Here is a 17883-nt window from a genome sequence, read left to right on the forward strand (position 1 = left end):
CCAGGCACGTTTACGATTCCGAAGGTCGCTTCTCGGTCCGGTACAGGTTCTGCCATTCGATCAGCGTTTTCGCCGTCCTCAGGCCTTCCTGCAGCGCTCGCAGAACATCCACATCTTCAATTTTGTAAACTTCTGGCAAGACGCTCGCTGCCTGGAAGCCAAATTTCAACTCCAGACCCACAGCAATACCCGCCAACAACCCCTGGCGCAGGCCAATGGTTTCGCCCTGCTGAATGCCCTGCTGAATGCCTTCCTGTCTGCCAGTTTCGAAACCGCGTTTGATGGCAATACGTTCAATACTGGTAACATACGTCATATGCTGCGCCTCCTCAATTTCCGTCACCGCGCGCCAAATCTCATTCTCAACCGCTTGTGGCAAGACCAGGACCCAGTCAATGAAACGAAACAGGTTCAGCACGTCGTCGCGTTCATACCCTCGCTCGTATAAACGCCGAATCAACATGAGCTTCCAAAGCTTGCGTTGCCCCTCATCACGGCGAGTTTCCTGTGCTTTTAGATGCGCCATCACAACCGTCGCAAACGGGTTATCGAGAGCAGTCAATTCATCCCAACGTGCGCCGTAATCGTGCAATTTGACCGTGGGGAAGCGAAAACTGATCTCACAGCCCCACAAATTGTACCCGTAATGTCCGGGCCGCCATGCGGGCTGTGTATCGGCCAGAACAACCAGGCTCACTACTTTGTGCTGATAACGATCAAACAGGCGGTAGTGGTATACGAAGATGCGCTCATCAAATGCCTGTTCCACCTGGCCTTGAACTTCGACGTGGATGAGCACCCACGTTTCTTCACCGTTCAGCAACCAGACGCGAGCAAGCTTGTCGCCATAACGCCGCCCCAAGGAAGATTCACGGACTACTTTCTGCAGTTCCTTGTCCAGGAACTCATAACCGCGCGGCCAATCAATATCGGCATGGGCGGTCGGAAAGAAGAATTCCATAAACTGCTCGAAGTAAATCTCGAGGACTTCTTTCCATGGGCTGTCGTAATCGCTGCGTTCCTGGATCTCTTCCATGCGTATCTCGCTGTTGTTTGAGATAATGCGCGCGCCAGTATTTTACGTCAAACGGGGGCGCTGTCAATTGTCTCTGCGATTTGACCAAGCAAGATAGACTCAAAATCCCGATGTCTCTGGCCGCTGATAACGAATGCGCCTTTGCACGGCTTCCAGTTCGAAAGGCCAGCGGTAGACGCGCAGGTTGTAGCGCCAACCACTCAGGGCCTTGAGAATCGGACGCCAAAGCGGGCTGTGCAGACGACGGTCGGTGGTCGTTGGATAATACGCATTGAGCACCGTCTCGAAGTTACGCATCAACTCGCGTTCGCTGCGCTTGAACCACGGCGTATCCGCGCTGCGGCGCAGCTGCACACGCACCCATTTGGGATCGGCCCACTCGTCCAGGGTCTGTGGGAAGGCGAAACCCGACGCTTCGGCCGCCAACCACATCTCGCCGGCCAACGGCACGGGGTCGTAGCGATACATGATGATCTCCACGGCCGGGTTGATCTCTTTGACCTTGCGGATGAACTCGATGCCGCGCTCGATGTCCTTGTGCGGATCGGGCGGATTGCCCAGGATAAAGCTGAACTCGGGCACGATATCGTATTGGCGCGCGCGCGCGGCCAGCGCCAGCGTCTTGTCGGCCGTCAGGGTGCCGCCCTTGTTCATCTTCCTGAGCGTTTCATCGTCCGCGCTCTCGGCGCCCATGAAGACCATCTTCAGACCGCTGTCACGCATCAATTTCCAGGTGCGGTCGCTGTATTTGAGCATGGTATCAATACGCCCTTCGCCCCACCAGGCCAGCAGCAGGTCGCGGCGCAGCAGGTCTTCGGCATAGGCGGCCACCCGTTTCTCGCTGGTGAAGAAGTTGTTGTCATGAAACTCTAGCGCGTTGATATGCCAGTTGTCCACAAAATACTGTGTCAACTCGCCCAGGCGTTCGGCGCTCTCTGGCAGCCACTTGCCCTCCGCCAGGTTGACCACGGCGCAGAAGTTGCAGAAGAACGGGCAGCCAAAACTGCTGTGATGGCTCAACGTGCGCGTGCCCAGGTGCGTGCGGTTGACGTAGCGATCCACCGGCACCTTGTGGTAAGGATACCAGGGCAGGTCGTTCGGGTGGTGCGGCTGCCGCGGCAGGGTGTGAATCACCTGGCCGTCGCGCGCAAAGGCCAGCCCGGCCACGGTCGCCGGATCGCCGCCTTGCTCCAGCGTGTCGAGAAGCGCCGGCAGCGTATCCTCGCCCGCGCTGAGCACCACGTAGTCAATGGCCGGATCATTGGCGCAGGTATTTGGGTGGTTGGTAGGAAAATAGCCCCCCACGATGATGGTCAGATTCGGGCAGGCGGCCTTGATGCGCCTGATGTCTGGCGCCGCCCGCTGCAACTGCGGGCCGGGCATAATGGTCACGCCCAGGTAGCGCACGCCGTCACGGCGCACACGGTCAATGATTTCACCTGCGCGATCACGCTCCTGGTCCAAATTGCCGTCAATGATCTCATACGGATAGCGCCCTTCCAACAGCGTGCCCAATTGCAGCAGCGAATGAGGCAGGCGATGATAGCCCGGCTTGGCGACTTGCGGGTTGTAAAGCAGGATCAGCGGTGTATCAGTTGTCATGTCGTGTTCCCTCATGTTCTTTTCTAAGCGCACGGCGTTCGCGCCAGCCCCACAAGTAGGCCAGACCGTCTGTCCACGGCATGGCGCGCAGACTGCGAAAAACGGCCGGCCAGGTAGACGGTGCGGCCGCGTGCAGCCGTTGATACCTGGCCGCGCTCATGTCCCAAAAGGCCTCCGCCTCGCCAGGCAGGCCGTAGGCCGCAGCGGTGTAGCGCCGCATGCGCTGCGTACGCGCCGTGCTATACGCCTGCGAAGCGTGCGCGGCGATGGCGGCGGCCTGCTGTTGTGCCTGCACGCTGCTTGTGCTGCAAACCACGTTCGTCAGGCTCGCTCCCAGCGGCACTTGCAAAGCCATCGCACGCACACGCGGCGCGCCAGGCCACTGTGCCAGCGCCGCGGCCAGTGCATGCGCCACCTTCCAATGCTCTGGGTGAAAATCCACTCGCGACGGCGCATAAATCACGTCTGGCTGCACCCCTTCCAGGGCTGCCAGCAGGCGCGACGCCAAGGTTTCGATCTCCCATGCCCACTCCGGCAATCCCAGCCATTGCCAGTCGCTGACGCCCAAGACCGCCGCGCAGGCCGCGGCTTCTGCCTGGCGTCGTGCGGCCATCGCATCCGGCGCTAATCCCAGCGCGCGCGAGCCGCGGCCGTCAGTGACATATAGAAGCGTGACCGCATCGCCGGCTGTCAGGTGACGCAGCAAAGCGCCTCCGCAGCCGCACGCCTCATCATCAGGATGGGGCGCAATCACCAACACGCGCTGCCCGCCGGGCGTTGACCAGGGTTTCACGGGATCTCCAGTCGTTCGGATCGCGTGCCTGACCACGCCGGCCAGCCAGAATCCGAGCCGCCACCCCGTTTCGACAAATGCCGCCAGCCGGCGCTTGAGCCAACGCAAGGCTTGATGAAGCATCAGATCACGTCGAAATCGCTGCCGGTCAGATACCACTGCGCAGGGTCGCGCAGGGCGTCCAGGTCGAGCGGCTGCGCCAACGGCCGCGCTTTGACGGTAAACGCGCCCAAGGCTGGCCGGAAACCGACCTGCGTCAGGCTGTGATGGAGCGGAGTCGCTGGCACAGCCAGGGTGGCAACCTTCTCCGCGCCCAGGTCATACAGCAGATGCAGCGCGTGCGCCAGCAGCGCCTGCCGGGCCGGCTCGTCTGCCGCCGCGGTGAACAGGTCAGCCAGAAAGCCGGTCGTGCGTCCCGCCTCGCTGTGCAGCCGGTAGGCCGCATAGCCCACCGGCTCCTCGCCGCGATAGGCCAACAGCAGATGATAGCGCCAGCGGCGCTCATCGGCCGGCGCGGACAAGAAGCGCCAGTTCACCCAGCGCCGATCACGCTGCACGCAGTATCCCTGGCGGGGATGCGCGGTCTGCCACAGAAGATCAAAGCGCGCATCGGCCTCTGTCACGGGCTGCACCACGATGCCGTGCGCGCTCGGCACGCGCCAGCGGCGCTGCCACACGCGGCTGACGATAGCCGCACGCGCCAGGAACGGCAGGTGCAGGCGGCGGGCCGCTAAGGCTTCTGGGCGCAGGGGATAGATCAGCCACGCCAGGGGCAGCAGCGGCTGCCAGCCCAGGTAATCAGCGCGCGATCCCCAGCGCTCGTTGGGCAGCCCAATCGTGAACGGCAGCCCGGCCTGGCTCCAGGTTGCGTACACCTGCGGCGCGTACGCGGTGAGCAGCCCGCGCCGGCGTTGATCGGGCGCGGTCATCAGATCCGCGCCGGTCATCAGGATTGCGGGGGCGTCCGGCGTCTGATACGGCGTCGGGACGCTGGCGTAGTGGAAGATCGGCCTGTCCTGCTCCCACGCCACCCAGACATTGGGCGTCGGTGACGGCAGGCCGCCCAGTTTCCAACGGTAGAGCGGCTCGGACATCGTGTGGCCGTAGGCCGCGGCAAACAGGGCCACCAACGCCGCTTCATCGCCGGGCTGCGCCGGGCGCAAGGCCGGCAAGTCATCGGCGCCGGACGCCGGTGTGCGCATCGGCGCCATAGTTGAGGTCACGCTCACCCAATCACCTCGCGGTAAATCGCCTCGAACGCCGCGGCTGTCCAGTCGGCGTCGAAAGTCTGCGCCCAGGTCTGCGCGGCGCGGCCGCGCCGCGCACGCTGATCAGGATCGCGCAGCAGCGTCAAGATGCCTGCCGCCAAGCCAGCCGCGTCTCCAACCGGCGCGGCCCACGCGGCCTGCGGCGCCAACTCGGCCACCAATCCCACGGCTGTGCCGACGGTCGGCGCGCCCGCGGCCGCGGCTTCGCACACGGCCACACCCTGGCTCTCGTGCCGCGACGATTGCACGTACAAATGCGCCTGGCGAAAGTAGGGCGCCAGCACATCCGCCGGCTGCACGCCGTGAAACGTGACATGGGCAGCCAGATCAAGATCGCGCGCGAACGACGACATTGCGCCGCCCAGGGTGTCTTCGCCAAACCAGTCGAGATGCACAGACTTCTCGTGATCCGCCACCAGGCGCAGCGCGTGCAGCAGCGTGGACTGGTCTTTGACGCGGTTGATGCTGGCCGCATGCAGCAGCCGCCAGGGCGGGCCTGGCTGCCGCTCAGCCTCCGCCCGATCGCCGCGATAAAAGGCTGCATCAACGCCCAGCGGAATCCAGCGCGCGTCAGGTCGGGTTGGCAGTACGGGCGTCAAGACATAGCGGCTGCCGCCCGTAATCACCTGCGCGCCGTGCAACGCCAGCCTGACCTGCTGGCGATGCCGCCAGGAGGCCGCGCCGCCATAGCCGATCTCCGGCAGCCAGACCAACTCGCCGCCGCCGATGCTGGCAACCACCGGCAGGCGTCGCCAACGACCAACGCCCAGGGCCAGCGTACTCGCGGCGCCCAGCCAAAACGCATGCAGGACATCGGCGCCGCCGTAGGCGTCGAGGGCAGCCAGGGTTTGGCGCAGACGCTGCCAATAGCCAAATCCCGGCAGACGGGACTGCCCGCGCCCCAGGTTGACGACCTGCGCGCCCAGCAAGGCATAGGTAGAAGGCGCCGGCTCCTGCTCCAGGGCAACGACGAAGACCGAATGGCGGCGGGCCAGCCGCTCGATCAACGCCAGCAGCGCAGGAATCACGCGCTCGCGGCCGCTGCGATCCACGCCGCCGGGCACGATCAGGGCAATCCTCATAGCGCCTGGTTGGGCCGGGCTGGGGTGAGCCGGTAGGCTGTGAGGATTTCGTTGACCAGATCCTGCTGCCTGAACACCTCGCACTGAAAACCGGCTTTGTGCAGACCCGCCAACAGCGCCTGGCCGTCGCCATCTGATGACAGGATCAACAGCGCCTGGCCCGCCGGCTTGAGCTGCGCGGCCAGGCCGGCCGTGAAACGCTCGAACACGTCCTCGCCGCGCCAGGCGTGATCGAGCGGTCGTTGCGGCCGGCCGCGATAGAACGGCGGGTTGAAGACAATCAGATCGAACTGCTTATCCGCCACCGGCGCGAACAGATCCCCCTGACGCACTTCGATCAGATCCTCCAGGTGATTCAGCAGGGCGTTGATCCGCGTGCAGCGCGCCGCTTCCGGGTTGATGTCTACCGCGACCACACGCGCGCCGCGGTGTGCGGCAAAGACTGCGCCCACGCCCGAACCCGCGCCCAGATCGAGGACATCCGCGCCTGGGCGCAGCGGCAGGGCAACTACGGTGCGGGCCAGGAAGACTCCCGTGCGCAGCAGCACCGGGTTGAAGACCTCCGGCAGCACCACGAGCGGCACACCGTCAATCTGTTCCAACACCAAACGATTGTGGCGCCGGCTCAGTACGCGGTAGCGCAGGGTCAACCACGCGCGCGCCACCCTGGCCGCCAGGAGACGGCTGGTTTTTGCCAACCTCACGACAACCTCTCCGGCGGCCACAGCCAGCGGCTGAGAACCTGCTCCAGCGGCAGGGCATACACATCGCGCTGGCAGCGCCACTGCGCCAGTTTCTGGAATGGGCGCTTCCACGGCGTGGGATGATCCCAGGCCAGCTGCGCGTAGAATTTGAATCGCTCCACCTGCTGGTAGCGCTGCGGGGTAACCCACGGCCCGGCCGAGCCAATGAAATCGAAATTGGCCCATTCGTCCAACGTGCGGGGCAGTTGGTAGCCGTTGCGCACCGCTTCCTCCGTGATGGGTGAACCAGGGTAGGGCTTGAAGAAGAAAACCGGCGTCTCGAAGTCAGGGCTGAGGCGGCGCAGCCGTTTGATGACATCGAGCGATGCCTGGACGCTCTCATCCGTTTCGTTGGGAAAACCGACGATAAACGGAAAAATCACGCGAATGCCGTGGCGCAGGCATTTCTCAGCGCTGATGAACACCTGTTCCAGTTGGATATCCTTGCGAATCCAATCCATCATAGCCTGCGAACCCGACTCCACGCCGATGATGACGCGGCGGAGGCCCGACTGCTTGCAGCGCGCCAGCACGGCATCCGGCAGGCGGTCGCCTTGATCCGCGCGCATCGTGCCAGCCCACGTGATAGGCAGCCGCCTGCGGATGAACTCTTCAACAATGGCTTCGACGCGCTCGGTGCGTGTGAAGAACGTTTCGTCCTGCAGCGACAGGTCGTCGAAACGATAGCGCTGCCAGAGCGCATCCACTTCCTCGGCCACCCGCAGCGGCTCGAATCCGACCCACTTGCGCTTGTAGACAAATGGGTCGGCGCAGAACGCGCAGCGAAAATTGCAGCCCTGCGAGGAAATGTAGTCGAGTTGGCGCTTACCCTTGAGCTGGTAGTAGCGCTCGACCGGCAGCAGAGCGTAATTGTGCGTCCGAAAGGTGTTGATGTTGCGCAGGGGGCGCGGCGGGTTAACGCAGATTTCGCCTGCAGCCGTGCGATAGGTGCAGCCCAGACAACCATCCAGGCTCTCACGCCGGGCCAGGCGCAAGACGATCTCGCCCAACGTCTCCTCGCCCTGCGCCTGCACGGTGATGTCCACCGATGCTTCTGCCAGGCACTCGGCAGCGAATAGCGATGGATGCCAACCGCCCCAAATCACCGGCAGGTCGGCGCGGCGCGCTTTGGCTGCCCGCGAGATGCGAATCGCGTCACGGATGGGCGCGCCGGTGAGCACGCTGATGCCCAGGCAAAGCGCATCATCCACGTGGGCAAGCACCGCGGCGACCGGGTCGGCTTCCAGGCGGCCATCAATGATCACCACCTCATAGTGCACCGGATCCAGATCAGAGCCAACAGCCAGCAGGCCGAGGGGCATGGTGAAAAAGACGGCTTGTGGATTGTAGAGAACGATTTTGTGGCGGTGTGACAGGCTCATGATTCACGCAAAGAGAGTGTGCAAACGCACTTGCGGCAGATGGCGTCGCGCTCCATGTCCAGCCCTGCGCGCCAGGCCAACGTCGTCGGGGAATTGAGCAGGCTGGTCAGGCTGGGCGCCTGGTAGATGTTGCCCAGGGGCGGCTGGAAGAAGCAGGGACGCACCGCGCCGTCTGCTTCGATGACGGCGGAGACCCAGGGCGCGTTGCACGATACCCGCGGAAAATCAGCCTGGCCGAGCAGGGCGGTGTAGTAGTGCAGAATACGCCGGCGCAGCTTTGCCTGTGATTCCGCAATATAACCGGAGGCAAAATCGGCCGCAAATTCTGTTTCCAGCGCGTCCAGCTCCTGGGCCAGCAACGGCAAATCCTCAGCCGCCAGCGCAACCTGCACGACGCGCGCATCATCCCAGCCCAACGGCCGGTTGAAGGCGTCGGTGCTGACATCAGCAGCCAGGAAACTGATGCGGTCCAGGCCCAGCTCGTGCGCTGCGGCCACCACCGCGCGCATCTGACGATAGTTGGCGCGCTGCACGGTGCAGCGGCCAGTGACCGTCACACGGGCATCGGCCGCCTTGACGGCCGCCACCCCTGCGGCCAGTTTTTCATAGGCGCGGGGAATGTTGCGAATCTCATTGTGAACGGCGGCCGGCCCATCCAAACTCACAACCACATCGTCACAGTAGGCAACCACCTGCGCCGCATGGCGCGCCAGCAGCAGGCCGGTCGTCAGCAGCGTGATGCCAATGCCGGCGCGCTGCAGATGGGCGCACAAGTCCCACAAGTGCGAGTGCATCAGTGCTTCGCCGCCGCTCAGCACCACCCGGCGTACACCCAACTGCTGCCACTCGTCCAGCCAGCGCGCCACATCGGCTGCGGCCAGCTCATCGCGCGTGGTCGCGCGCCAGATGTCACACATCAAGCAGCGGCAGTTGCAGTGGCTGTGCGGAAACAAAATCAGAATCGGCAGCCGCGTGATCGGATCCACGCGCGGCAGCGGCGCTAGATTCGCTTGGCCTGAAGTAGGCGTCGGTTTAGGCTGTAGAGTCGTCATATCACTCGTCTATTACCCAACAGAGGTTTTCATCGAGCTTGAATCTCATGCGGCAGCCTCAAGAGGTATCGCCACGTATCGCTCGCGTGACATCTCAGCTCCATAGGCAATGGCAGCATAAATATCCTGTACACTAAGCTGTGGATACTCAGTTAAGAGGTCTTCAATCGTCGCCCCATTCGCCAGGAAATCGAGAATAAGTGAAACCCAGATGCGCGTACCACGAATGCAAGGCTTGCCAAAACAAACGCTGGGATCAACTGAAATTCGGGTCATTAGTGAGTTCATACTTTTGCTCTCATAAACTCGATCAAATAATGATCCGCCAACCAGGGCAGGGGCCAGGCGGTCTCCAGGCGACGCTCAACGCGGTTCAGCCAGGCTAATACGCGGGGATGGCGGGCCGCCCAGGGTTCGACATACGACGGCGGCAGCAGTGCGCCAATCGCGCGGACGCGCTGCAGGGTAAAAGCGGGTGCGAACGCACGACGTACGGCCCCGATAGACGGGTAGCGAATCGTCAGTCCGCGCCAGACGACGCCATCACGACGCAAACGCCTGAACGCTTTTTTCGGCTGTCCCCGGCGCAGGTACCAGACCCATTCCCAGGGCGCCAACGGCCCCATGAGGCACATCAGCGCCCGCCCGCCTGGTTTGAGCAGCCTCGCCAGCGCCTGCGCCGCGCCGGCCAGGTCGGTCACGCAGTTCAGCCCGCCGAAGTTCGACAAGACGCCGTCGAAAGGGGAGAGGGATATCAGAGATCGGGGATCGGAGATCGGGTCGCGCGGCAACGGCGCATCGCCGTCTTGTGGTCTCTGGTCTCTGGTCTCCAATCTCAGCCATCTTCCCCATGCGGCCAGGTCTTCGATGTCCAACCTCTGCACCTTCACCAGGTCGCTCACGCCCGCTTGCGCCACTTTGCGGACGGTCACGTCCAGCATCGCCTGGGATATGTCTGTCGCCAGCACATGGACGCCGCGCTGCGCCAGGTGGACCGCATCCGCGCCGGTGCCGCAGTTCAGTTCCAGCACGTGATCGCCTGGCCGGAAATTGGCATCTAACCGCCGCCAGACCGCCGCGCGCATCAGGCGGCCAATCGCACTCTGGGTGAACGCGGCATCGTAATCGCCAGCCAGGTCATCGAATGCTGAATTCTGAATTCTGAATTCTGAATTCGACGCCACATCATCCAAGATCGCCGTTTGGTCTTCAGCGTTCAGCGTTGTCCCCTTTGCGTTTTGCACTTGGTACTGTGCACTGCCGACTCATCATTCATCATTCAGCGTTTTTCGCTTTAGTCAGCCTTCTTGTTCATCCGCCACGGCCAGCAGGCTGCGGCGCGCATCCTGCGCCAGGGTCTGCAGGCGCAAGGCTTCGCCGGCATCCTGGCCGTTCAAACGATGAGCCGCAACCTCGTTGCGCAGCCACTGATCGGCAAAGCGGTAATACTGACGCGTGTGCCGCCCGCGCACCACGTAATCGCGGTCGGTGGCCTCCACCCAATCCCGATCAAGGTGCAGCGTGTCTTTGATGGTTTCATAGTACGGCGTGTTTTTGATCGGGTAAGCCACCGTGGTGAAGAAGATGTTGGGGTTGGCTTTCTTCACATGCTCAATCGTGGCTTCGATGTCCTCGATCTGCTCGCCGTCATAGCCCCACATCAAGAACATGCCCACCTCGATGCCATGCCGCTGCGCCGCGTGCGTGGCCCACTGCACCTGCTCCACCGTCACTCCGCGCTGCATCGCGTCCAGGATGCGCTGGCTGCCGCTCTCAGAGCCGATCCAAATGCGATAGCAGCCCATGTCAGCCAGCGTTGCCAGCACATCATCCTTCATCAGGCGATCGGCGCGAGAAATGGTTTCAAACGGCAGGCGCAGTCCGCGGCGCTTCAGCTCCGCAGCGTACTCATATAGCCAACGGTGATTGATCGTAAACACATCGTCGGCGTACCAGACCTGGTCGGGTTGATAGGCATCTACGATGTGCTGCACCTCGGCCGCGCAGTCGAGGTAACTGCGGCGGCGGTGCGAATAGCCAAAGACCGCATGTGAACACCATTTGCACTTGTACGGGCAGCCGCGCGCGGTGATCAGATTGACGCTGCCCATGCCGTGGTGCGTGCGCCAGACATCCACATACTGAGGAAGATTGATCTGCTCGCGATCGGGCCAGGGCAGGCTGTCAATGTCGGCAATCTGTTCGCGCTCTGCGTTGCGAATGATGGCGCCCTCCTCGTCCCGAAACACGACGCCGGGAATCCCATGCAATCGGTGCAGCCCACGCTGCGCCAGGGTCGGCAGCAGCTCGGCCAACGTCGCCTCGCCTTCGCCAATCACCACTACATCCGCGCCATGGGCGATATACTCGCGCGTATAGTTGGCCGCTTCCGGCCCGCCGCAGATGACCGTCCACCCGTGACGCTTGGCCTCGCCGATGATCCAGACCACGTTGCCGCGCGTAATCAAGTTGGTGTAGATGCCCAGCACGCCGCCAGGAGTCTGCGCCAGGCGCGCCGCCAGGTCTGCTTTGCTGCTGAAGGTGGTGTCAAAAATCTCGACAGCAAAGCCGGCCCGGCGGAGGTAAGCCGAGTTGTACAGAAGCCCCAGGGTGGGGTAGGGCTTCATAATTTGGCGCTCTTTTTCGTCTTCCCACAGGAAGTAGCCGTGAGTCAGTAGTAGGTCAGCCATCTTGATGGTGTACGCAGCTCCTTTGATGTATTACCCGCCTAACCTCCGGGCCTATTCCGCAACTCCGCCCGACCGTAGAACGGATCGGGCTACGGGGTGCAAGGCCCTCCAGCCCATCGGGGCTTCCACCTCGTAACCGGGCGGCTTCTAGCCTCCGGCAGCCTTAGACCCGCCAGCGGGTTCAATTCCAATCGCGGCTGGTGTCAGGGGCGGCCGGCGCGCCGTACGGTTTGACGATCATCGTCGGCCTTTCGCTGCGGTGCAGCACTTCCAGGCGTCCCAGTTCCATCCATTCATGGCTCAGGTGGTCAAGCACTGATAACAGATCGGCATCAGGAACAACGCCAGGGCCATGACCGTTCGTGTTTTGGCGCGCCAGGCGCTGGCGCACCTCCAGATCGCGGTGCAGCACCCGGTGCAGCTTACGATAGAATGGCGACTGATAGGAGCCTTGAAACATCATTGCCAGGTCGTTGCTGTCCACCCAATTGGTCTTCTCTCCCAACTGCTCCTTGACCATCTCATGAAACTTGGTGCCAGGCAGGGGGTAGCTGACGCTGACGCCGATGTTATCGGGCAGCGTTTCGCGCACCAATTGCACTGTCGCCATAATGTCGTCGAAGGTTTCGCCTGGGTAGCCGAACTGGATGAAGAAGCAAGCCTTGATGCCGGCCTGCTTCAGGCGCGCGCGCGCGAGCTTGATTTGGGCGACTTGCGTGCCCTTATCCATCGCATCGAGCACCTTCTGGCTGCCGCTCTCGGCCCCCATCCACACCTCCACGCAGCCGGCCTGCTTCAGCCCGGCGACGGCATCGTCGGTCATCAGGTCGACGCGCGATTGAATCATGAAGGGAATGGCGGCGTCGCGGGCCGCCACCTCACGCCCCAACTCGGCCACCCAGGCTGGCCGCAGGCCGAAGATGTCGTCCGCAAACCAGAGGTGGTCTGGGCGCAGGTGCTGTTTGATCCAGGCCATCTCGGACGCCACGTTGGCCGGCGAGCGCATGGCGTAACGCTGGCCCCAAATGGGCTTCGCGCACCAGTTGCAGTGAAAAGGGCAGCCGCGGGTGCTGACCATGTTGAGACTGAAAAAACCGTGCGCCTGTGTCCAGGCCGCCCGGTAACGCTCGACGTCGAGCAAATCCCAGGCTGGAAACGGAAACTGGTCGGGCACGCGCTCAGGGTCGCGTTTGGCCGTGCGCAGCAATCCCCCTGGCGCATGCGCGTCGGGCAGAACCAGGCCCGCGATTTGATCCAGCGGCGCCGGTCGCCGGCCACTCAGCGCATCGAGCAGTTCGCGCAACGTGTGGTCTGGCTCGCCAACCATGACGACCTGCGTGCCATGACGCAGATAGATCTCCGGGTGATCGGTGACGTCGGACCCGGAAGCGATGACGGTGGCGCCGCGCGCATGCGCGGTTTGGCTCATGTGGCAAGCCGCCTCGCGCATGCGCGTGAGGCACATCTTGCTGAGAAAGTTGAAGTTGTCTTCATACAAAACCACGAAACGCGGCTGGTGCGCGGCGAAGACAGCCTCGAATTCGTGCTCACCCTCGGCCAGCATGGCGTCAAACAGCGCCACGGAATAGCCCACGCTGCGTAGATAACTGGCCGCGTACAAGGTCGCCAACGGCGGGTAAGGTCGCATTTTCTCAACCTGCTTTGCGTCGTATTTGAGAAAATAGGAATGGGCTAATAAGACATCAAGCATGTCGCTTCTCTCCGCCTCAAACGGGTATTGGCCAGGGCCGTTGCGCAATCACCAGTGGACTTCTTGCATCCAAAAGCAAGAAGAATCATACAAAGTCCGCAAAGGCATTTCTTCATTGGCGGTGCTGCACCTTTGCGTGAGCAATTTGGCGCCAGATTATCGGGGTTAGGGAGTCAGCATAGGGAATCGGCAAAGTGAGTCGGCAAATGAAGCCAGACAAAGGAGCGCCTATGATAGGAGTTTTGTTGATCGTTGTCAAGTTGGCAATAAAGTCAATGAGTATCAGAAAAATTCAGCCAAGCGGCTTCACGGCGCCAAGCGGGCGTCGCAAACTGGATCAGGAGAGGGATACCTGAGAACAAAGTTGCCAACCCGTGGCGAGTTGGCAACTTTGATTTTACTTCTGCTTGCGTGGGGTGGGGTCGCCGATGATCCCGGCATGGATGAAGTGATCCATGGGGATAAGGAAGAGCAGGCCGATGAAGAAGGTAGTGCCGATCAGGAATCCGGCGCCGAAACGCTCGGCCGGAATTCCCAGCACGGCAATGATCAGGTAGGCAGCTATCAGGCCGGCAACCATCGAAGCCGCCCACACAGCAACTTTTTTGCTCATAAATCCTTTTGTCCTCCTTGAATCGCGTCGGGTTGGCCGCCCGACACGCAATGATGGGGGAAAATCGGTGTTGGCTCAGGGTGCAATGCCTGGCTCATGCCAGGCGGCGTGCAGCAGTGCCGGCAACACCTGACCGGCTGGCCCTGGCAAGACATAAGTGGCATGTTCTGTCAAAGCCGTTGCAGAGGGGTTCACTTCGACCGTGATTGCTCCGTGCTCCAGGGCCTCGTAAGGCAGGGAGGCTGCGGGCTGCACCACGGCCGATGTGCCAACGCTCAGAAAAACATCACAATCGCGCGCGGCATCCAGCGCCGCCTGCAGCGCCCGTTGGGGCAGGCTCTCGCCAAACCAAACGACATCTGGCCGCAGCAGGGCCTGGCACTGTGGGCAGCGTGGGGGCACATCCTCCGTCTCCGCCCACGAGGTCACAACCTGGTGATCACGCGAACAAACGACGCGCTGTAGATTGCCGTGCAGCTCAATCACATCGGTGCTGCCGGCGCGTTGGTGCAGGCCGTCCACGTTCTGCGTGATGAGCGTCAGCCGCGGCACCAGCATCTCCAGCGCGGCCAGCGCACGATGCGCCGCGTTCGGCTCGGCCGCGGCCACCAGGCGGCGGCGCCAGTCGTACCACTGCCACACAACTGCGGGTTGGCGCCGAAAAGCCTCCGGCGTCGCCAGATCTTCGGGGTTGTATTGGCTCCAAAGGCCGGTCTGCGCTTCGCGAAAGGTGGGCACGCCGCTTTCAGCCGAAACGCCAGCGCCGGTCAACACCGCCACATGTTGGGCGGTGCGCAGCGCGTGGATCAACCCCAGGGGAATAGCCAGTGAGATTGTGTGCATCGTGTGGTCCAACTGTCGGGCAAGCAACGCCTGAGCCGCTAAACTTCGAGAACCATCCCAGCCTGTCTTGGCTGGCGCATGTGTTGACTATTTTACTCTGAGACGGTTTATTGAGCAACCCGCGGCCCTGTGGTAAAATTGGCCCCGGAACAAATCGCTTTGAATTAACCTGCTGCGGATGGGGCGCGCCTGCGCACCCGTCCGTGAGCCAATCACTGGTGCAACCATGGCTGAGAACATTCTTGTCTGCGTCGCCTGGCCCTACGTCAACGGGCTGCAACATATCGGGCACATTGCCGGCGCCTACCTGCCGCCGGACATCTTCGCGCGCTATCATCGCCTGCGGGGCAACAACGTCCTCATGGTCTCTGGCTCCGACACGCATGGGACGCCTATTACCGTGCGCGCAGACCAGGAGAAGGTAACGCCGACGGAGATCGTCGAACGCTTCCATCCCCTGATGATCCAAAGCTATCTCAAGCTCGGATTGACGTTCGACCTGTTTACCCACACCGACACAGCCAATCATTGGGCCGTGACCCAGGACATGTTCCTGACTCATCTGCACAAAGGGTACATTTACCGGGACACGCAGAAGCAGATTTACAGCCTGACCGACCAGCGCTGGCTGCCGGATCGTTATGTGGAAGGCACCTGTCCGGTGTGCGGGTACACGGAGGCGCGCGGCGATCAGTGCGACAACTGCGGCAGCACCTATGACGCAACGGAGCTGCAGAATCCGCGCAGCAAGATCAGCGGCAGCACCGACCTAGAGGCGCGCGATACCGAGCACTTCTTCCTGGACCTGGCGCAGCTCAACCCCGCGCTGGAGGCCTGGATCAACGATGGGCGTAAGGCCCACTGGCGCGCGAGCGTCTTCAACTTCAGCAAGGCGCAGATCGAGAGCCATGAGCTGCGCGGCCGGCCGATCACGCGCGATATTGATTGGGGCGTGACGATTCCGGCGCCAGGGTTCGACGACAAGCGCATTTACGTCTGGTACGATGCGGTGATCGGCTATCTGTCTGCGACGAAGGAATGGGCGCAGATCAGCGGGCAGCCCGAAGCCTGGCGCGCTTGGTGGGACGCGGACGCGGATGTGCGCATCTACAATTTCATCGGCAAGGACAACATCCCCTTTCACACGATCATCTGGCCGGCCATGCTGCTGGGCTACGGTGGTTTGGGGACGCCGTACGATGTGCCGGCGAACGAGTACCTGACAATGTCGGGCAGCAAGTTCAGCAAGAGCCGCGGGCGCGTCATCGCCATTCTCGATGTGCTGGAGCGTTATGATCCTGATCCGTGGCGCTATGTGCTGACCGCGATGGCGCCGGAGACCAATGACAGTGATTTTACCTGGGAAGAGTTCGTGGCCAAGGTCAACAACGAGCTGCTGGCCAACTGGGGCAACCTGGTCAACCGTATGCTCGGTTTTGCCTACAAGCGCTTCGAGCAGCGCGTGCCGGCGCCTGCGGCCCTGGATGCCAACGATGAAGCGCTGCTCGCCACGGTGCGCGGCGGCTTCGAGTCGGTGAGCCACCTGTACGCGGCATGTAAATTCAAAGCTGCGCTGGCCGAAACGCAGCGTCTGTCACAGGAGGTCAACCGCTATCTCAACGACAAAGAGCCGTGGAAAGCCATCAAGACCGATGCCCAGGGCGCGGCGACCAGCGTCTACGTGGCCTTGCAGGCGATTGACTGGCTGAAGACGCTCTACAGCCCCGTGCTGCCGCACACGTCGCAGTTGGTGCACGAGTACCTGGGCTATGACGGGCAGTTGTTTGGCCGCCAGGTCACCGAAACCATTACCGACGCTCGCGGCGCGCACCAGGTGCTGCGTTACGACGCCAGCGCCGCCAGCGGGCGCTGGGAACCAGGTAGCCTGCCGGTGGGGCAGCCCTTGCGCGAACCGGCGCCGCTGTACAAGAAGCTCGACGAGAGCGTGGTGGCAAGTGAAACTGGGATGTAAGCGGCCCACGCGCGCTGCGCACAGTCATAGGTCAGAACAAGCAATCCGCCGCGATCCGTGTTCATCTGCGGCCTATTCTCAGGTCAAGGCAAAACTGGCGCCAGCAGGGTGACAACCAGGGCCACCGCGGCCAGGCCAAGCGCGGCGCCGATCAGCCAACTGTTCGCCTGCACCGCCTGCTCCCACGCGGCCAGGGAATCGGTGCGCAGAATAGTCGAGTGAAAGACGGGGTCGAACAGGGCGCGGCGCACTTCGGCTACCGAAGGTGGCCGGTCGTTGGGATGCATCGCCATGCAGCGCATGATCGCTTGTTCGGTGGTGGTAGACACGGCCGGGTTGAGACTGCGCACCGGCACCAGGCTGCCCGGCTTGAGGAATCGCTGCTTGGCATCCGCGGGCGGCTGACCGGTTAGCAGGTGGTAGAGGGTGGCGCCGATGGCGTAGATATCCGAACGCACGTCGGTGTAGCCCGTGTCGCCGCCGTACTGTTCCAACGGCGTGTACTGCACCGTGCCCCGTCCCTGCACGACCGTCACCGTGCGGCTGTCATCGGCCAGGAGCAGCTTGACCAGGCCAAAATCCACCAGCTTGATCGCGCCGCGCGGCGTCAGCTTGATGTTGGACGGTTTGATGTCACGGTGCAAGACCGGCGGATCCTGGCTGTGCAGGTGCTCCAGGGCATCGAGCAATTGGCCCATCCAGCCAAGCACCTGCTCTTCGCTGAGAAAACGGTCCTGGCGGCGGGCTTCCTTGACCAGGTCGTGCAGGTCGCGACCAGGCACGAAATCCATCACCAGGTATTCGCGGCCGCGTGTGGTAAAATAGTCAGAGACTTTGGGTAGATTGGGATGATCGAGGCTGGCCAGGGTGCTGGCTTCGCGGTAGAACTGCTCGGAGGCTTGCTCAAAGAGGTCGTCGCCTTGATCTGGCACCACTTCCTTGACCGCGCACAAGCGGCCCTTCAAGCGCATGTCTTCGGCTTTGTACACCGCGCCCATGCCGCCTTGCCCGACCAATTCGATCACTTTGTAGCGGCTGTAGAGAATCGTACCGTTTGCGAGTGTTTTGCTCATAGATCGTCGTCGGGGTGACAGCC

16 protein-coding genes are annotated in these 17883 nt (G+C 62.4%); 1 reads left to right on the forward strand and 15 read right to left on the reverse strand.

The window, feature by feature from the left end; genetic code table 11:
- Positions 1 to 10: 10 nt before the first annotated feature.
- The 14 genes from ACPQ6D_RS16180 to ACPQ6D_RS16245 form a co-directional block, all read right to left on the reverse strand.
- Complete coding sequence (locus ACPQ6D_RS16180; protein ID WP_423225384.1) at positions 11 to 1036, reverse strand: RpnC/YadD family protein; 1026 nt, start codon at positions 1034 to 1036, stop codon at positions 11 to 13.
- A gap of 99 nt (positions 1037 to 1135) precedes the next feature.
- A complete protein-coding gene (locus ACPQ6D_RS16185) occupies positions 1136 to 2638 on the reverse strand; it encodes a B12-binding domain-containing radical SAM protein (protein ID WP_423225385.1) in 1503 nt (500 codons plus the stop codon).
- A complete protein-coding gene (locus ACPQ6D_RS16190) occupies positions 2628 to 3431 on the reverse strand; it encodes a PIG-L deacetylase family protein (RefSeq protein WP_423225386.1) in 804 nt (267 codons plus the stop codon). Before ACPQ6D_RS16190 ends, ACPQ6D_RS16185 begins: the two co-directional genes overlap by 11 nt.
- A 122-nt stretch (positions 3432 to 3553) precedes the next feature.
- Positions 3554 to 4654 carry a GNAT family N-acetyltransferase gene (locus ACPQ6D_RS16195; RefSeq protein ID WP_423225387.1) on the reverse strand — a complete coding sequence of 367 codons (1101 nt, stop codon included), beginning with the start codon at positions 4652 to 4654 and terminating at the stop codon, positions 3554 to 3556.
- A 2-nt stretch (positions 4655 to 4656) separates the two neighbouring features.
- The gene (locus ACPQ6D_RS16200) at positions 4657 to 5781 is read right to left on the reverse strand and encodes a glycosyltransferase family 4 protein (protein WP_423225388.1); all 1125 of its coding nucleotides are present in this window, start codon (positions 5779 to 5781) and stop codon (positions 4657 to 4659) included.
- On the reverse strand, positions 5778 to 6485 hold the full coding sequence (locus tag ACPQ6D_RS16205) for a HemK2/MTQ2 family protein methyltransferase (protein ID WP_423225389.1): 708 nt from the start codon (positions 6483 to 6485) through the stop codon (positions 5778 to 5780). Before ACPQ6D_RS16205 ends, ACPQ6D_RS16200 begins: the two co-directional genes overlap by 4 nt.
- A complete protein-coding gene (locus tag ACPQ6D_RS16210; RefSeq protein WP_423225390.1) occupies positions 6482 to 7906 on the reverse strand; it encodes a B12-binding domain-containing radical SAM protein in 1425 nt (474 codons plus the stop codon). Before ACPQ6D_RS16210 ends, ACPQ6D_RS16205 begins: the two co-directional genes overlap by 4 nt.
- Entirely contained in the window at positions 7903 to 8958 is a 1056-nt protein-coding gene (locus ACPQ6D_RS16215) for a radical SAM protein (protein WP_423225391.1), read from the reverse strand. The genes ACPQ6D_RS16210 and ACPQ6D_RS16215 overlap by 4 nt, the downstream gene beginning before the upstream one ends.
- 45 nt (positions 8959 to 9003) lie before the next feature.
- The gene (locus ACPQ6D_RS16220; RefSeq protein WP_423225392.1) at positions 9004 to 9246 is read right to left on the reverse strand and encodes a DUF433 domain-containing protein; all 243 of its coding nucleotides are present in this window, start codon (positions 9244 to 9246) and stop codon (positions 9004 to 9006) included.
- Entirely contained in the window at positions 9243 to 10142 is a 900-nt protein-coding gene (locus tag ACPQ6D_RS16225; protein ID WP_423225393.1) for a class I SAM-dependent methyltransferase, read from the reverse strand. The genes ACPQ6D_RS16220 and ACPQ6D_RS16225 overlap by 4 nt, the downstream gene beginning before the upstream one ends.
- Positions 10143 to 10256: 114 nt before the next feature.
- Positions 10257 to 11648: a B12-binding domain-containing radical SAM protein gene (locus ACPQ6D_RS16230; RefSeq protein ID WP_423225394.1), complete on the reverse strand. Its 1392-nt coding sequence runs from the start codon at positions 11646 to 11648 to the stop codon at positions 10257 to 10259.
- Between the two features lie 181 nt (positions 11649 to 11829).
- Positions 11830 to 13359 (reverse strand): B12-binding domain-containing radical SAM protein, encoded by a 1530-nt coding sequence (locus tag ACPQ6D_RS16235; RefSeq protein WP_423225395.1) that lies wholly within the window; start codon positions 13357 to 13359, stop codon positions 11830 to 11832.
- A gap of 397 nt (positions 13360 to 13756) precedes the next feature.
- Positions 13757 to 13972: a hypothetical protein gene (locus ACPQ6D_RS16240; RefSeq protein ID WP_423225396.1), complete on the reverse strand. Its 216-nt coding sequence runs from the start codon at positions 13970 to 13972 to the stop codon at positions 13757 to 13759.
- A gap of 75 nt (positions 13973 to 14047) precedes the next feature.
- On the reverse strand, positions 14048 to 14815 hold the full coding sequence (locus tag ACPQ6D_RS16245; RefSeq protein ID WP_423225397.1) for an SIR2 family NAD-dependent protein deacylase: 768 nt from the start codon (positions 14813 to 14815) through the stop codon (positions 14048 to 14050).
- A 226-nt stretch (positions 14816 to 15041) separates the two neighbouring features.
- On the opposite strand from ACPQ6D_RS16245, the gene metG reads away from it, so the two are divergent.
- Complete coding sequence (gene metG / locus ACPQ6D_RS16250; protein WP_423225398.1) at positions 15042 to 16787, forward strand: methionine--tRNA ligase; 1746 nt, start codon at positions 15042 to 15044, stop codon at positions 16785 to 16787.
- A gap of 83 nt (positions 16788 to 16870) precedes the next feature.
- Here metG and ACPQ6D_RS16255 read toward each other — a convergent pair whose 3' ends face one another.
- Positions 16871 to 17860 (reverse strand): serine/threonine-protein kinase, encoded by a 990-nt coding sequence (locus ACPQ6D_RS16255; RefSeq protein ID WP_423225399.1) that lies wholly within the window; start codon positions 17858 to 17860, stop codon positions 16871 to 16873.
- Positions 17861 to 17883: the final 23 nt, after the last annotated feature.

Origin of the sequence: Candidatus Amarolinea aalborgensis (genome assembly GCF_900491745.1) — a bacterium.
Lineage (GTDB): Bacteria > Chloroflexota > Anaerolineae > SSC4 > Amarolineaceae > Amarolinea > Amarolinea aalborgensis.

Excerpts from the sequence above, each read along its gene's own strand:
- ACPQ6D_RS16180 (WP_423225384.1), bottom strand. The coding sequence starts at position 1,036 with ATGGAAGAGATCCAGGAACGCAGCGATTACGACAGCCCATGGAAAGAA.
- ACPQ6D_RS16185 (WP_423225385.1), bottom strand. The coding sequence starts at position 2,638 with ATGACAACTGATACACCGCTGATCCTGCTTTACAACCCGCAAGTCGCC.
- ACPQ6D_RS16200 (WP_423225388.1), bottom strand. The coding sequence starts at position 5,781 with ATGAGGATTGCCCTGATCGTGCCCGGCGGCGTGGATCGCAGCGGCCGC.
- ACPQ6D_RS16210 (WP_423225390.1), bottom strand. The coding sequence starts at position 7,906 with ATGAGCCTGTCACACCGCCACAAAATCGTTCTCTACAATCCACAAGCC.
- ACPQ6D_RS16215 (WP_423225391.1), bottom strand. The coding sequence starts at position 8,958 with ATGACGACTCTACAGCCTAAACCGACGCCTACTTCAGGCCAAGCGAAT.
- ACPQ6D_RS16220 (WP_423225392.1), bottom strand. The coding sequence starts at position 9,246 with ATGAACTCACTAATGACCCGAATTTCAGTTGATCCCAGCGTTTGTTTT.
- ACPQ6D_RS16230 (WP_423225394.1), bottom strand. The coding sequence starts at position 11,648 with ATGGCTGACCTACTACTGACTCACGGCTACTTCCTGTGGGAAGACGAA.
- ACPQ6D_RS16235 (WP_423225395.1), bottom strand. The coding sequence starts at position 13,359 with ATGCTTGATGTCTTATTAGCCCATTCCTATTTTCTCAAATACGACGCA.
- ACPQ6D_RS16240 (WP_423225396.1), bottom strand. The coding sequence starts at position 13,972 with ATGAGCAAAAAAGTTGCTGTGTGGGCGGCTTCGATGGTTGCCGGCCTG.
- ACPQ6D_RS16245 (WP_423225397.1), bottom strand. The coding sequence starts at position 14,815 with ATGCACACAATCTCACTGGCTATTCCCCTGGGGTTGATCCACGCGCTG.
- metG (WP_423225398.1), top strand. The coding sequence starts at position 15,042 with ATGGCTGAGAACATTCTTGTCTGCGTCGCCTGGCCCTACGTCAACGGG.
- ACPQ6D_RS16255 (WP_423225399.1), bottom strand. The coding sequence starts at position 17,860 with ATGAGCAAAACACTCGCAAACGGTACGATTCTCTACAGCCGCTACAAA.